16 protein-coding genes are annotated in these 13,397 nt (G+C 67.0%); 14 read left to right on the forward strand and 2 right to left on the reverse strand.

Annotation, left to right across the window (positions count from 1 at the left end):
* Positions 1–668 precede the first annotated feature (668 nt).
* From KS03_RS21825 to KS03_RS21840, 4 genes are read left to right on the forward strand one after another with little or no spacing between them, the layout of a single operon-like run.
* The gene (locus KS03_RS21825) at positions 669–1,673 is read left to right on the forward strand and encodes an RluA family pseudouridine synthase (protein ID WP_026051662.1); all 1,005 of its coding nucleotides are present in this window, start codon (positions 669–671) and stop codon (positions 1,671–1,673) included.
* A gap of 5 nt (positions 1,674–1,678) precedes the next feature.
* Positions 1,679–2,338, forward strand: coding sequence for an HAD-IA family hydrolase (locus KS03_RS21830; RefSeq protein WP_012735011.1), 660 nt, complete (start codon positions 1,679–1,681; stop codon positions 2,336–2,338).
* Complete coding sequence (locus tag KS03_RS21835; protein WP_012735012.1) at positions 2,335–2,718, forward strand: Rieske (2Fe-2S) protein; 384 nt, start codon at positions 2,335–2,337, stop codon at positions 2,716–2,718. The genes KS03_RS21830 and KS03_RS21835 overlap by 4 nt, the downstream gene beginning before the upstream one ends.
* A gap of 42 nt (positions 2,719–2,760) precedes the next feature.
* Entirely contained in the window at positions 2,761–3,753 is a 993-nt protein-coding gene (locus KS03_RS21840) for a S49 family peptidase (protein ID WP_012735013.1), read from the forward strand.
* Between the two features lie 63 nt (positions 3,754–3,816).
* On the opposite strand, the gene KS03_RS21845 is transcribed toward KS03_RS21840, so the two are convergent.
* Positions 3,817–4,539 (reverse strand): SAM-dependent methyltransferase, encoded by a 723-nt coding sequence (locus KS03_RS21845; RefSeq protein ID WP_012735014.1) that lies wholly within the window; start codon positions 4,537–4,539, stop codon positions 3,817–3,819.
* A complete protein-coding gene (locus KS03_RS21850; RefSeq protein ID WP_012735015.1) occupies positions 4,536–5,159 on the reverse strand; it encodes a Maf-like protein in 624 nt (207 codons plus the stop codon). The genes KS03_RS21845 and KS03_RS21850 overlap by 4 nt, the downstream gene beginning before the upstream one ends.
* Positions 5,160–5,443: 284 nt before the next feature.
* Between KS03_RS21850 and KS03_RS21855 the strand changes: the two genes are divergently transcribed.
* The 10 genes from KS03_RS21855 (at position 5,444) to rpoE (ending at position 13,367) form a co-directional block, all read left to right on the forward strand.
* Positions 5,444–6,088: a DUF177 domain-containing protein gene (locus tag KS03_RS21855; protein ID WP_012735016.1), complete on the forward strand. Its 645-nt coding sequence runs from the start codon at positions 5,444–5,446 to the stop codon at positions 6,086–6,088.
* A gap of 100 nt (positions 6,089–6,188) precedes the next feature.
* Entirely contained in the window at positions 6,189–6,368 is a 180-nt protein-coding gene (gene rpmF / locus KS03_RS21860; RefSeq protein WP_012735017.1) for a 50S ribosomal protein L32, read from the forward strand.
* Positions 6,369–6,504: 136 nt separating this feature from the next.
* On the forward strand, positions 6,505–7,611 hold the full coding sequence (gene plsX, locus KS03_RS21865; protein ID WP_012735018.1) for a phosphate acyltransferase PlsX: 1,107 nt from the start codon (positions 6,505–6,507) through the stop codon (positions 7,609–7,611).
* Positions 7,612–8,601, forward strand: a complete 990-nt coding sequence (locus KS03_RS21870; protein WP_012735019.1) for a beta-ketoacyl-ACP synthase III — start codon at positions 7,612–7,614, stop codon at positions 8,599–8,601.
* A gap of 72 nt (positions 8,602–8,673) precedes the next feature.
* Entirely contained in the window at positions 8,674–9,606 is a 933-nt protein-coding gene (fabD, locus tag KS03_RS21875) for an ACP S-malonyltransferase (RefSeq protein WP_012735020.1), read from the forward strand.
* Positions 9,607–9,650: 44 nt separating this feature from the next.
* Positions 9,651–10,400 carry a 3-oxoacyl-ACP reductase FabG gene (fabG, locus tag KS03_RS21880; protein WP_012735021.1) on the forward strand — a complete coding sequence of 250 codons (750 nt, stop codon included), beginning with the start codon at positions 9,651–9,653 and terminating at the stop codon, positions 10,398–10,400.
* Between the two features lie 149 nt (positions 10,401–10,549).
* Positions 10,550–10,789 carry an acyl carrier protein gene (gene acpP / locus KS03_RS21885; RefSeq protein WP_012735022.1) on the forward strand — a complete coding sequence of 80 codons (240 nt, stop codon included), beginning with the start codon at positions 10,550–10,552 and terminating at the stop codon, positions 10,787–10,789.
* A 163-nt stretch (positions 10,790–10,952) separates the two neighbouring features.
* Complete coding sequence (fabF, locus tag KS03_RS21890) at positions 10,953–12,191, forward strand: beta-ketoacyl-ACP synthase II (RefSeq protein WP_012735023.1); 1,239 nt, start codon at positions 10,953–10,955, stop codon at positions 12,189–12,191.
* Between the two features lie 11 nt (positions 12,192–12,202).
* Complete coding sequence (locus KS03_RS21895; RefSeq protein ID WP_012735024.1) at positions 12,203–12,673, forward strand: hypothetical protein; 471 nt, start codon at positions 12,203–12,205, stop codon at positions 12,671–12,673.
* 94 nt (positions 12,674–12,767) lie between these two features.
* Positions 12,768–13,367: an RNA polymerase sigma factor RpoE gene (rpoE, locus tag KS03_RS21900; protein ID WP_012735025.1), complete on the forward strand. Its 600-nt coding sequence runs from the start codon at positions 12,768–12,770 to the stop codon at positions 13,365–13,367.
* Positions 13,368–13,397: the final 30 nt, after the last annotated feature.

Here is a 13,397-nt window from a genome sequence, read left to right on the forward strand (position 1 = left end):
CGGGCGGCGGCAGGCCGCGCCTTGTTGTGTTGTCACGAGCACGCTGGAGCGGGAATGAGGGCGGGAGAATTGCCTGAAGAGGCGCGGACCGATACGACTGGTCGGCAGCCATGGGCACCTGCGAACGCGGCTTCAAAGCACGGGTGTCCGCCCCGCGCGCCATGCGGCGCGCTAAGCCGGCTGCCGGGCAATGCCGCACGCAGCACGCGGCGCAAGTTGCGCGCGACGTCGCTGGGGCGGCATGTGCTGCGGCCGGGCCGCAGCGGGGAGTATCGAATCCAGCCCGACTTCCCCGCCTGGGGTGTTCTACCTTGGTTTGACGTCGCCTGGTTCCGCACGTTTCACGAGACTACACCGGGCGCACGCCGTCATATTCGCAACCGGCAGCGCGACCGGCCTACTTCACGCCGGCCTGCCGCTGCCAATTGAATTCTTTTTGTCCAACCTTCCGTTACCGCGGCACACCTCCAACCGAATCCGCCTGTGGGCGCGATCCCTGCCGGCGCGGGGTGCCGTGCGTGCAACTTGCTGCTTCTCTTTTGTACAGGGCGAGCAGCGGACCCCGGGCGCAAGTAAAATAACGGTTTGCGCTTGCGCCTTTGCGCAATCCGCCCGAACCGGCCGATCCGGCCGCCCGCAGCGGAGAGCTGGGCAAAATTATATTCAGTATGAATGAGTTAGGCAAAATATCCCAGAAATCGGTCGCGAGCGGTCAGGTTTCCATGGTCGAAGTCGGTGAGGATGCTGCCGGTCAGCGCATCGACAATTTCCTGCTGCGCGTCTGCAAGGGCGTGCCAAAAAGTCACATCTATCGCATCCTGCGCAGCGGCGAGGTCCGGGTCAACAAGGGCCGGATCGATGCGCAATACCGCCTCGCGTTCGGCGACGTGGTGCGCATTCCGCCGATTCGCGTGGCCGCCGCGGACCCTGCGCGCGAGGCCGCGCCGGTGCCGGCCGTCGAATTCGAGATTCTGTTCGAGGACGAGGCGCTGATCGCCATCAACAAGCCGGCCGGGGTCGCGGTTCACGGCGGCAGCGGCGTGTCGTTTGGCGTGATCGAGCAGATGCGCGCCGCCCGGCCGAACGCGAAGTTCCTCGAGCTCGTGCATCGGCTCGACCGCGAGACGTCGGGCATTCTGATGCTCGCCAAAAAGCGCTCGGCGCTGGTCGCGCTGCACGAGCAGATTCGCGAGAACCGCATGGACAAGCGCTATTACGCCTGCGCCCACGGCGACTGGGCGGCCGACTGGGGCCGCCGCCGCGCCGTCAAGGTGCCGCTGTTCAAGTATTCGACGGCCGAGGGCGAGCGCCGTGTGCGCGTGCAGGACGATGGCCTGCCGTCGCATACCGTCTTCAACCTGATCGAGCGCTGGCCCGACTACGCGTTGGTCGAGGCGGAACTCAAAACGGGGCGGACCCACCAGATACGCGTACACTTGGCGCATCTCGGGCTGCCGATCGCGGGCGACGCGAAGTACGGCGATTTCGCGCTGAACAAGGCGCTGGCCCGTGCCAACGCGCGTCCGTCGCTGAAACGGATGTTCCTGCACGCCTACCGCCTGAAGCTCGCGCATCCGCTGTCCGGCGAGCCGCTGCAATTCGACGCGCCGCTGCCCGACGAATGCCGGCGCTTCCTCGACCAACTCAACGAGCTGCGCGCACCCGCCGCATGAACCGCATGGCCCGACAGCAATTTGACCTGATCGTTTTCGACTGGGACGGCACGCTGATGGACTCCACCGCGCACATCGCGCGGAGCATCCAGGCGGCCTGCCGCGACCTCGGCCTGCCAACGCCGTCCGACGAAGCCTCGCGCTACGTGATCGGCCTCGGGCTGCGCGACGCGCTGGCGATCGCCGCGCCGACGCTCGAGCCGTCCGAGTACGCGCGGCTTGCCGAGCGCTACCGGTTCCATTATCTGGTCAAGGACCCGCGCGTCGAACTGTTCGCCGGGGTGCGCGAACTGCTCGAGGAACTGCGCGACACCGGCTACCTGCTCGCGGTGGCGACCGGCAAGGGCCGTGTCGGGCTGAACCGCGCGCTCGACGAGACCAAGCTGACGCGTTTCTTCGACGGCACGCGCTGTGCCGACGAAACCTTCTCGAAGCCGCATCCGGCAATGCTGCACGAACTGAGCCGCGAACTGGGGCAGGATCTGGCGCGCACCGTGATGATCGGCGATACCACGCACGACCTGCAGATGGCGGCCAGCGCGGGGGCGGCCGGCATCGGCGTGGCCTATGGCGCGCATTCCGCCGAGTCGCTGGCCGCGCTGGCGCCGCGTTTCATTGCCGCCGACGTGAGCGCGCTCGCCGACTGGCTGCGCCAGCACGCATGAGCGACGAGGCGGTGTTCGTCTGCGCGTCGGACGCGCTCGTCGACGGCGGGCTCGGCGTGCGACAGACGGCGCGTCTGCGCGGCGAGGAGGTGGTCGTATTCTTCGTTCGCTATGACGGGCGCGCCTACGGTTACTTGAACCGCTGCGCGCACGTGCCGATGGAGTTGGACTGGAACGAGGGCCAGTTCTTCGAATCCTCGGGCCTCTACCTGATGTGCGCCACGCATGGCGCGATCTACGCGCCCGACACCGGCAAATGCGTCGGCGGCCCGTGCCGCGGCGCGCGCTTGCGTGCCGTCGCGGTCGACGAGCGCGACACGCCCGAGGGCCGCGCCGTCTACTGGCTGCCCGACGGCGAACTGCGGCCGTCGGCGTCCTGACGCGTCGCCGATTTTTCTTTTCCGACCCTCACTGGCCCACGCATGACCGACCAACCGATTTCTCCCGATTCCTCCGGCACCGCGCGCGGCGCCGGCCATGAACCCGGCTGGGAGCGCGCGGCGCTCGAGCGCATCGCGATGGCGGCGATCATCGAGCAGCGCCGGGCGCGCCGCTGGCGCATCGCGTTCCGTTTCCTCTGGCTGATCGCGGTGGTGGCGATCATGCTCGCGGTGTTCGACTTCTCGGGCGACGGCAAGCTGTCGAGCAGCCGCCACACCGCGCTCGTGTCGATCGACGGCGAGATCGCGGCAGGCAACAGCGCCAACGCCGACGACATCAATTCCGCGCTCGACGACGCATTCGACGATTCCGGCACGGTCGGCGTCGTGCTGCACATCAACAGCCCGGGCGGCAGCCCGGTGCAGGCCGGCATCGTCTACGACGAGATCCGCCGGCTGCGCAAGAAATACCCGTCGAAGCCGCTCTACGTGGTGGTCAGCGACATGTGCGCCTCGGGTGGCTATTACATTGCCGCGGCGGCAGACCGGATCTACGTCAACAAGGCCAGCATCGTCGGCTCGATCGGCGTGCTGATGGACGGCTTCGGCTTCACCGGCCTGATGGACAAGCTCGGCGTCGAGCGCCGGCTGCATACCTCGGGGGAGAACAAGGGCTTTTACGATCCGTTCTCGCCGGAAACACCGAAAATGGACGAGCATGCGCAGTCGATGCTCGACGAGATCCACGCGCAGTTCATCCAGGCCGTGAAGGACGGCCGCGGCAAGCGGCTGCACGATTCGCCCGACATTTTCTCGGGGCTGTTCTGGACCGGCGCGAAGAGCGTCGAACTCGGCCTCGCGGACGGCTTCGGCACCACCGACTCGGTCGCGCGCGACGTGCTGAAGGCGCCCGACATCGTCGACTACACGGTCAAGGAAAGCCTGAGCAGCCGCGTGGCGCGGCGCTTCGGCGCGGCGATCGGCGGCGGGGCGGTGAAATCGGCGCTGTCGGACAGCGCGGTCCGGCTGCGCTGACGGCCGGCGGTCAAGCAGGCGGGCCCCGGCGGGCGAGGCGGCAAGGGCTGCCGCCCGGGCCGCTCAGTTCGCGAGCAGCAGGAAGATCGCCGGCCGCTTCTGCAGGTTGAGGGGCGGCGCCTTCTTCCAGTCGGCCGCGCTGCGGCTCACGATCGTCTCGGTGTCGAGCGTCAGGTCCGCCGCGATGCAGATCAGCGTGGACGGCGCGCAACTCGCGAGCAGCGCCTCCAGCATCGCCTGGTTGCGATACGGCGTCTCGATGAAGATTTCGGTTTCCCTGGTCTTGCGCGACTGCTGTTCGAGTTCGCGCAGGCGCTTCGCGCGCGCGGCCGCGTCGACCGGCAGGTAGCCGTGGAAAGCGAAGGTCTGGCCGTTCAGGCCGGAGGCCATCAGGGCGAGCAGGATCGAACTCGGGCCGACCAGCGGCACCACGCGCACGCCGCGCTCGTGCGCGCGCCGCACCAGCAGCGCGCCCGGGTCGGCCACGGCCGGCACGCCGGCTTCGGAGACGAGCCCGCCGTCGGCGCCGGCGAGGATCGGCCCGAGCAGCCGCTCGATCTCGCCCGCTGGCGTCTTCACGTTCAGTTCGCGAATCTCGATTTCCTGGATCGGCCGCTCGGTGCCGATCTTCTTCAGGAACGCGCGCGTGGTCTTCGCGTTCTCGCCGATGTAATAGCCGAGTGCGGCGGCGCGTGCCTGCACGGCGGCCGGCAGCACCGCCGCGAGCAGCGACGCGTCGCCTTCGCCTAGCGTGTTCGGGATCAGATAAAGCGTGCCCTTCGTCATGCCCGCACCTCCGCGCCGAACAGCGGCACGCCGGCCTCGCGCAGCATCCGCGTGAGCGCGATCAGCGGCAGGCCGACCAGCGCGGTCGGATCGTCGGCGTCGATCGCGTCGAGCAGCGCGATGCCGAGCCCCTCCGATTTGGCGCTGCCCGCCACGTCGTAGGGCGTCTCCGCGCGCAGATAGGCGTCGAGTTCGGCGTCGCACAGCGAGCGAAAGCGCACGCGCGTGACGACGTCCTCGACCTGCGCGCGACCGGTGCGGCTGTCGTAGACGCAGAGCGCGCTATGGAATTCGACATGGCGGCCCTGCATCGATTTCAGTTGTTCGAGCGCGCGTTCGTGCGTGCCGGGCTTGCCGATCTGGCGGCCGTCGAACGTCGCCACCTGGTCGGAGCCGATCACGATCGCGCCCTCGGGCGCGGCGACGCGGCCGGCCACTGCGCGTGCCTTGTCGGCGGCGAGCCGCAGGGCGGTGTCGGCCGGCGATTCGCCGGCGCGCGGCGTCTCGTCGAGATCGGGGGTGGCGACCTCGAACGGGATCCGCAGGCGTTCGAGCAACTCGCGCCGGTAACGGGAACTGGACGCCAGGATCAGCCTGGGCGGACGGGAAAACGTGGTCATCGTGGCGCGTCGGAAGGGGCCTCGCGGCGTGGCGCGAGGCGGGGTCTTAAGTGATTGACTCGAAAAGATAAAACAGATATAGTCTTGCGCTTTTCATCGGCAGCGGTGATCGAGCGCCGACCGAGGTGCCGCGGGCGGGTATCGAGCGGGTATCGGCCCGGCTCGATCGATCGCCACGGCTCCGGTCCGCAAGCCGCGGCGGCGGGCGGAGCGGCGCGGAACCCGCGGGCGCACCCGGCACCGGCGGGGTCGAGGACGGCAAGCACAATACGGCAGGAGCGCACATGAATCCTTCTTCTGGCAAACCTGCGGTATCGCTCGATCCGCACCTCGTCGACCTGTTCGAGTTCGCACGCAGTGCCCGGCAGTCGGCCGGCGCGGTGCGGCTCTCGCAGCTGCCGCGCATGGTAAACGAAGTGCCGGCCGATGCGCCAGATCACGACACTGTGTTTACGTGGCAAGCGGAAGGCTCGACCCAGTCGGAACTGCAGGACGACGGCAGCGAAGGCCAGCAGCCCTATCTGCGGCTCGCGCTGCACGGCGCCGCCTGGCTCGAGTGCCAGCGCTGCATGACGCCGTATTCGCAAGCCTTCGATATCGACATGGTGTATCGGATCGTGGCGAGCGAAGAGGAGGCGGAAGCCATTCCGCTCGATGAGGACGATGAAGTCGATGTGATCGTGGGTTCGCGCCAGTTCGATCTCGTTGACTTGATCGAAGAGGAGCTGTTGCTCTCGCTGCCGCTCGTGCCGAAGCATGAAGTCTGTCCGGCGGTGCATGAAAGTCTCGTCTCGGGTGCCAGCGGCCCCGCCGAGGATGCCGTGGCCGACGCGGAGATCGAGAGCGAAGGCGGCGAGGGTGGTGAAAAGCGGCCCAATCCGTTCGCGGCGCTCGAGGCGCTGAAGCGGGACGGCGACAAGAAACACTGAGTAGGTTGGAGCACGGGAAGGCGTCGGGCGGCAGTGCCCGGATGTGGTTAGGCGCCGTATCGGGCTGTGTTAGAATCCGGAAAATTTTTAGGAGTGAGTCATGGCAGTTCAACAAAACAAGAAGTCGCCGTCCAAGCGCGGCATGCATCGTTCGCACGATTTCCTCACGACCACGCCGCTGGCCGTCGAGCCGAGCACGGGGGAAGTGCATCTGCGTCACCACATCAGCCCGAACGGCTACTATCGCGGCAAGAAAGTCGTCAAGACGAAGAACGACTAAGCGCGTTTCGTCGCGCGAGATCCGGCCCCATGTCAGGGCACTTCGCACGACGACCGGTTCGCTTGACACTTTCCTGGCTCGACAAAAAGGCGGCATTCAACTGCCGCTTTTTTGTGCCTGAAATTCGTCGCACTCCATGACAGTAAAGCTCACGATCGATTGCATGGGAGGCGACCACGGCCCGTCCGTGACCGTTCCCGCGGCAGTCAAGTTTGTCCGTGCGCACCCTGATGCGCATTTGATGCTGGTAGGCATCGATACCGCGATACGTGCCCAGCTGAAAAAGCTCAAGGCGCTCGACGAGCCCGCGCTCTCGATCGTCCCGGCCACGGAAGTGGTCGCGATGGACGATTCCGTCGAGATCGCGCTGCGCCGGAAAAAAGATTCCTCGATGCGCGTCGCGCTGAACCACGTCAAGGAAGGCGCGGCGCAGGCCTGCGTGTCGGCCGGCAACACCGGCGCGCTGATGGCCGTGTCGCGCTATGTGCTGAAGACGCTGCCCGGCATCGAGCGGCCGGCGATCGCGTTCGCGCTGCCGAACCCGACCGGCTACACGATGATGCTCGACCTCGGCGCGAACGTGGACTGCGAGCCGCAGCACCTGCTCCAGTTCGCCGAAATGGGGCACGCGCTCGTCGCGGCGCTCGAGGGCAGGGATCGTCCGTCGATCGGCCTGCTCAACATCGGCGAGGAAGTGATCAAGGGCAACGACACGATCAAGCGCGCGGGCGAACTGCTGCGCGCCAGCACGCTCAACTTCCGCGGCAACGTCGAGGGTAACGACATCTACAAGGGCACGGTCGACGTGATCGTCTGCGACGGCTTCGTCGGCAACGTCGCGCTGAAGACCTCGGAAGGCCTCGCCCAGATGCTCGCCGACATCATCAAGGAAGAATTCAGCCGCTCCTGGCTGACCAAGCTGATGGCCGTGCTGGCGCTGCCGGTGCTGCTGCGCTTCAAGCGGCGCGTCGACCATCGCCAGTACAATGGCGCGGCGTTGCTCGGCCTGCGCGGGCTCGTCATCAAGAGCCACGGTTCGGCCGACGCCTACGCGTTTGAGTGGGCCATCAAACGCGGGTATGATGCGGTCAAAAATGGCGTGCTGGAGCGCCTTTCCCGGGCCATGGCGGAGAACGCGATGCCGCTTGGCGAAAGCGGTCACGACGCGGGCGGTGCCGGTCAGGCGGGTCCGTCCGCCGGTCAGCAGGCCGAGCCTTCTTCCGCTTTGTCCTCGAAAGCTTAAATGGCCCAATCGACTCTCTATTCCCGCGTGCTCGGCACGGGCAGCCACCTGCCGCCCAACCGGGTCACGAATCAGGCGCTCGCCGAGCGTCTCGCGAAGGACGGCATCGAAACCAGCGACGAGTGGATCGTCGCGCGCACCGGCATCCACGCGCGCCACTTCGCCGATCCGGACGTGACGACCAGCGATCTCGCGCTGGCCGCCGCGCAGCGCGCGATCGAGGCCGCCGACATCGATCCGCAGTCGATCGATCTGATCATCGTCGCCACCTCGACCCCCGATTTCGTCTTTCCGAGCACGGCCTGCCTGCTGCAGAACAAGCTCGGCATCCGCAACGGCGGCGCCGCGTTCGACGTGCAGGCCGTGTGCTCGGGCTTCGCCTACGCGCTGGCCACGGCCGACAGCTTCATTCGCGGCGGCCAGCACCGCACCGCGCTGGTGGTGGGCGCCGAGACCTTCTCGCGCATCCTCGATTTCAAGGACCGCACCACCTGCGTGCTGTTCGGCGACGGCGCCGGCGCGGTGGTGCTGTCGGCCTCGGACGAGCCTGGCATTCTCGGCAGCGCGCTGCACGCGGACGGCAGCTACTCGCACATCCTCTGCACGCCGGGCAACGTGAACGGCGGCGTGATCGCCGGCAGCGCGTTCCTGCACATGGACGGCCAGGCGGTGTTCAAGCTTGCCGTCAACGTGCTCGAGAAGGTGGCCATCGAGGCGCTCGAAAAGGCCAACCTGACGGCCGACCAGGTCGACTGGCTGATTCCGCACCAGGCCAATATCCGTATCATGACCAGCACCTGCCGCAAGCTGGGCCTGCCCCAGGAGCGCATGGTCGTCACCGTCGGCGAGCATGGCAACACCTCGGCCGCGTCGATTCCGCTGGCGCTCGACGTGGCGGTGCGCGACGGGCGAATCCAGCGCGGTCAGACGGTCCTGATCGAGGGCGTCGGCGGCGGCTTCACCTGGGGCGCGACGGCATTCCGCTTCTGAGCGCGCGGCGGCCCCTCGCGGGCGCGCCCGCCATCGCGGGTGCGCCGCTCGAATCGAATCAATGAGGACGAAATGAAATTTGCCTTTGTTTTTCCGGGACAAGGTTCGCAATCGGTCGGCATGCTCAACGCCTTCGCCGATCTCGCCGTGGTGCGCGAGACCGTCCAGGAAGCGTCCGACGCGCTGAACCAGGACCTCGGCAAGCTGATCGCGGAAGGTCCCGCTGAAGAACTGAACCTGACGGCCAACACCCAGCCCGTGATGCTGACGGCCGCCTACGCCTGCTATCGCGCCTGGCAGGCGGCGGGCGGCCCGGCGCCGTCGATCGTCGCGGGGCACAGCCTCGGCGAGTACACGGCGCTGGTGGCCGCCGGTGCGATCGCGTTCCGCGATGCGGTGCCGCTCGTGCGGTTCCGCGCGCAGGCGATGCAGAACGCGGTGCCGGTCGGCCAGGGCGGCATGGCCGCGATCCTCGGCCTCGACGACGACACGGTCCGCGCCGTCTGCGCCGAGGCATCGGCCGAAGGCGTGGTCGAGGCGGTCAACTTCAACGCGCCGGCACAAGTCGTGATTGCCGGCGCCAAGGCCGCGGTCGAGAAGGCCTGCGAACTGGCGAAGGCGAAGGGCGCCAAGCGCGCGTTGCCGCTGCCGGTGTCGGCGCCGTTCCATTCGTCGCTGCTCAAGCCGGCCTCGGATCAGCTGCGCGACTACCTGGCGAGCGTCACCGTGAACGCGCCGGCGATCCCGCTGGTCAACAACATCGACGTGGCCGTGGTGTCCGATCCCGCCGCGATCAAGGACGCGCTCGTGCGTCAGGCGGCCGGCCCGGTGCGCTGGGTCGAGTGCGTGCGGCACATCGCCGGCACCGGTGTCACGCAGCTGGTCGAATGCGGCCCGGGCAAGGTGCTGGCGGGGCTGACCAAGCGCATCGACGGCACGCTCACGGGGGTATCGGTGTTCGATCCCGCCACGCTCGACGACGTGCTCAAGCTCGTCACCGCGTAACGCGGCGCCTTGACATTCCGCTTCCATCGTTTCACGGAACCAATATGGACAAGAATCTCGACAAACAGGTGGCGATCGTGACCGGCGCGTCGCGCGGCATCGGTCGCGCGATCGCGCTCGAACTCGCGCGCAGCGGCGCGACGGTGATCGGCACCGCGACCAGCGAGGCCGGCGCGCAGGCGATCAGTGCCGCGTTCGCGGAGGCCGGCGCGGCCGGCCGCGGCGCGGTGCTCGACGTCAACGACGCGGCCGCGGGCGAAGCGCTGATCGAGGCGACCGTGAAGGAATTCGGCCGCCTCGACGTGCTCGTCAACAATGCCGGCATCACGCAGGACCAGCTCGCGATGCGCATGAAGGACGACGACTGGGATGCGGTGATCGACACCAACCTGAAGTCGGTGTTCCGGCTGTCGCGCGCGGTGCTGCGCCCGATGATGAAGGCCCGCGGCGGGCGCATCATCAACATCACCTCGGTGGTCGGCTCGCTCGGCAATCCGGGCCAGGCCAACTACGCGGCCGCCAAGGCCGGCGTGGCCGGCCTGACGCGCGCGCTCGCGCGCGAGATCGGCAGCCGCGGCATCACGGTGAACTGCGTCGCGCCCGGCTTCATCGATACCGACATGACCAAGGCGCTGCCTGAAGAGCAGCAGGCGGCGCTGAAGAGCCAGATTCCGCTCGGCCGCCTCGGCAGCACCGACGACATCGCTCACGCCGTCGCGTTCCTGGCATCGCCGCAGGCCGGTTACATCACCGGCACGACGCTGCACGTGAACGGCGGCATGTACATGTCGTAACGGAATTCGTTTACCATCCGCGCCGTGTGACGGATGGAGAAAGGCGCATCGGGCGCCTGTCGAACCGCAACGCCGGCACGCATTTTTGGCGGCATCAAACCTGATAAAATGCGCGCACTTGTAAATTTGAACTTTCCCTCGGAGGGGTAATGGACAACATCGAACAACGTGTCAAGAAGATCGTCGCCGAGCAACTGGGCGTCGCCGAAGGCGAAATCAAGAACGAAGCCTCGTTCGTGAACGATCTGGGTGCGGACTCGCTCGACACGGTCGAGCTGGTGATGGCGCTCGAAGACGAGTTCGGCATGGAAATCCCGGACGAAGAGGCCGAAAAGATCACGACGGTTCAGCAAGCGATCGACTACGCTCGCGCGAACGTCAAGGCCTGACACAGGCACACGCCGTCTGCAACGTTTTCTGGAACGCTGCATTGGCGCTCGATCGCGCGGCCGGCATCGATGCCGGCCGCGTTAACAGCCACAGGGCTCGCAGGGCTGGTTCCTGCGGCCGCTGTGGCTTTTGCTTTAGTCATTCAATGGAAAAGAGGGTACCGTGAGCCGCCGCCGAGTTGTCGTTACAGGCCTGGGGCTGATTTCGCCTGTTGGCAATAATGTTGCCGACGGTTGGGCCAATCTCGTTGCCGGAAAATCCGGCATCGTCAATATCACCAAGTTCGATGCCACGAATTTTTCGACCCGCTTTGCGGGCGAGGTGAAGGACTTCGACGTCGAAGCGTACCTGCCGGCGAAGGAAGCACGCCACATGGATACCTTCATCCATTACGGCATCGCAGCGGGCATGCAGGCCATGAAGGACTGCGGTCTCGAAGTGACCGACGAGAATTCGGAGCGCATCGGCGTCGTGGTGGGCTCCGGCATCGGCGGGCTGCCGATGATCGAGGTCACGCAGACCGAACTGCTCAATCGCGGCCCGCGCCGCATCTCGCCGTTCTTCGTGCCGGCCTCGATCATCAATATGATCTCGGGCCACCTGTCGATCAAGTTTGGCCTGAAAGGCCCGAACCTCGCGATCGTGACGGCCTGTACCACGGGCCTGCACTGCATCGGTGAGGCGGCCCGCCTGATCGAGTACGGCGACGCCGACGTGATGATCGCGGGCGGCGCGGAAGCGACCGTCTCGCCGCTCGGCATCGGCGGCTTCGCGGCCGCGCGCGCGCTGTCGCAGCGCAACGACGACCCGGCCACGGCGAGCCGTCCGTGGGACAAGGACCGCGACGGCTTCGTGCTCGGCGAGGGGGCCGGCGTGATGGTGCTCGAGGAGTACGAGCATGCGAAGGCGCGCGGCGCGAAGATCTACGCCGAAGTGGCGGGCTACGGCATGAGCGCCGATGCCCATCACATGACCGCCCCGGTCGAGGACGGCGACGGCGCGCGCCGCTGCATGCTGGCCGCGCTGCGCAACGCCGGCGTCAATCCCGACGAGGTCAACTACCTGAACGCGCACGGCACCTCGACGCCGCTCGGCGACCTGGCCGAGACGACCGGCATCAAGCGGGCGTTCGGCGATCGCGCCAAGCAGATGGTGGTCAACTCGACGAAGTCGATGACGGGCCACCTGCTGGGCGGCGCGGGCGGCCTCGAATCGGTGTTTACGGTGCTCGCCGTGCACAACCAGGTGTCGCCGCCGACCATCAACATCTTCAATCAGGATCCCGAATGTGATCTCGATTACTGCGCGAACCAGGCGCGGGACATGAAGATCGACGTCGCGCTGAAGAACTCCTTCGGCTTTGGCGGGACTAACGGCACGCTGGTTTTCAAGCGCGTCTGAAGCGGGGTCGCTTGACGGATCCCTTCCTCCTGTTTTCCGCCGGCACGCAGCCCGTTGCGCTGCGTGCCTCGGCGACGCTGCGCGTCGCGTTGGCGGCGTTCGTCGTGCTCTGCGCGGCGGCCGTCGCCGCGGCAGCCGCAGCGCTGCCGGGCAGTTTCATGGATCGAACGGGAGCGATGCTCGTCGGGATGCTGAGCGGCGCGTATCTCGCGTCGGTCGCGCGGCGGACCAGCGCCAGCCGCGTGCCGGCTGCCTTGCAGATCGACGCGGGCAGCGGCGCGCTCGCCGTGTTCGATCGCGGCGGCCGGCGCGTGGCGTACGGCCCGGTGGTCGGCTGCACGCAGTGGGCGGACCGCCTGCTGGTGCTCGCGATCGCGTGCGGGCACGGCCGTCCGGTACCGTTCGTGGTGCCGGCCGACGCGCTCGACGCGCGTGCCTTTCGCGCCCTGTCGGTGCACGGCAGGCAGGCCACGCACGGCTAGGCCGGCAGCACGCGCCGCGCGCGTTTCGCGGCGCGCCAGGTGGCGTTGCTACAATAGCGCTCCGCGTTGCATCCCTAGTTAACGGATTTGTCAGGTGAGTGAAAAAGAAATCGATCAGGCCCTGGTCGAGCGCGTACAGAAAGGTGACAAGGCGGCGTTCGAACTCCTGGTCTCCAAATACCACCGCAAGATCCTCCGGCTGATCTCGCGCCTCGTGCGTGACCCCGCCGAGGTCGAGGACGTGGCCCAGGACGCGTTCATCAAGGCCTACCGGGCGTTGCCGCAATTCCGCGGCGAATCCGCGTTCTACACATGGTTGTATCGGATTGCCGTCAACACGGCGAAGAACTACCTGGCAACCCAGGGGCGCCGCGCACCGACCTCGACTGAAGCCGATGCCGAAGAGGCTGAAACTTTCTCCGATGCCGACCAACTAAGGGATATCAACACGCCCGAGTCGATGTTGATGAGCAAGCAGATCGCCGAAACGGTGAATGCGGCGATGGCGCTGTTGCCCGAGGAATTGCGCACGGCCATCACGCTGCGGGAAATCGAGGGTCTGAGTTACGAGGAAATCGCGGAAATGATGGATTGTCCCATCGGCACCGTGCGTTCGCGTATCTTCCGGGCCCGCGAAGCGATCGCCAACAAGTTGCGGCCGCTGCTCGACACGCCGGAAGGCAAGCGCTGGTAAGCGCTTGCCCGGCGGCAGGATCGGCACGGG

The sequence above is a fragment of the Burkholderia glumae LMG 2196 = ATCC 33617 genome (assembly GCF_000960995.1).
Classification (GTDB): domain Bacteria; phylum Pseudomonadota; class Gammaproteobacteria; order Burkholderiales; family Burkholderiaceae; genus Burkholderia; species Burkholderia glumae.

Coding starts and splice junctions, on each gene's coding strand:
- KS03_RS21825 (WP_026051662.1), top strand. CDS start 669: ATGAATGAGTTAGGCAAAATATCCCAGAAATCGGTCGCGAGCGGTCAG.
- KS03_RS21830 (WP_012735011.1), top strand. CDS start 1,679: ATGGCCCGACAGCAATTTGACCTGATCGTTTTCGACTGGGACGGCACG.
- KS03_RS21835 (WP_012735012.1), top strand. CDS start 2,335: ATGAGCGACGAGGCGGTGTTCGTCTGCGCGTCGGACGCGCTCGTCGAC.
- KS03_RS21840 (WP_012735013.1), top strand. CDS start 2,761: ATGACCGACCAACCGATTTCTCCCGATTCCTCCGGCACCGCGCGCGGC.
- KS03_RS21845 (WP_012735014.1), bottom strand. CDS start 4,539: ATGACGAAGGGCACGCTTTATCTGATCCCGAACACGCTAGGCGAAGGC.
- KS03_RS21850 (WP_012735015.1), bottom strand. CDS start 5,159: ATGACCACGTTTTCCCGTCCGCCCAGGCTGATCCTGGCGTCCAGTTCC.
- KS03_RS21855 (WP_012735016.1), top strand. CDS start 5,444: ATGAATCCTTCTTCTGGCAAACCTGCGGTATCGCTCGATCCGCACCTC.
- rpmF (WP_012735017.1), top strand. CDS start 6,189: ATGGCAGTTCAACAAAACAAGAAGTCGCCGTCCAAGCGCGGCATGCAT.
- plsX (WP_012735018.1), top strand. CDS start 6,505: ATGACAGTAAAGCTCACGATCGATTGCATGGGAGGCGACCACGGCCCG.
- KS03_RS21870 (WP_012735019.1), top strand. CDS start 7,612: ATGGCCCAATCGACTCTCTATTCCCGCGTGCTCGGCACGGGCAGCCAC.
- fabD (WP_012735020.1), top strand. CDS start 8,674: ATGAAATTTGCCTTTGTTTTTCCGGGACAAGGTTCGCAATCGGTCGGC.
- fabG (WP_012735021.1), top strand. CDS start 9,651: ATGGACAAGAATCTCGACAAACAGGTGGCGATCGTGACCGGCGCGTCG.
- acpP (WP_012735022.1), top strand. CDS start 10,550: ATGGACAACATCGAACAACGTGTCAAGAAGATCGTCGCCGAGCAACTG.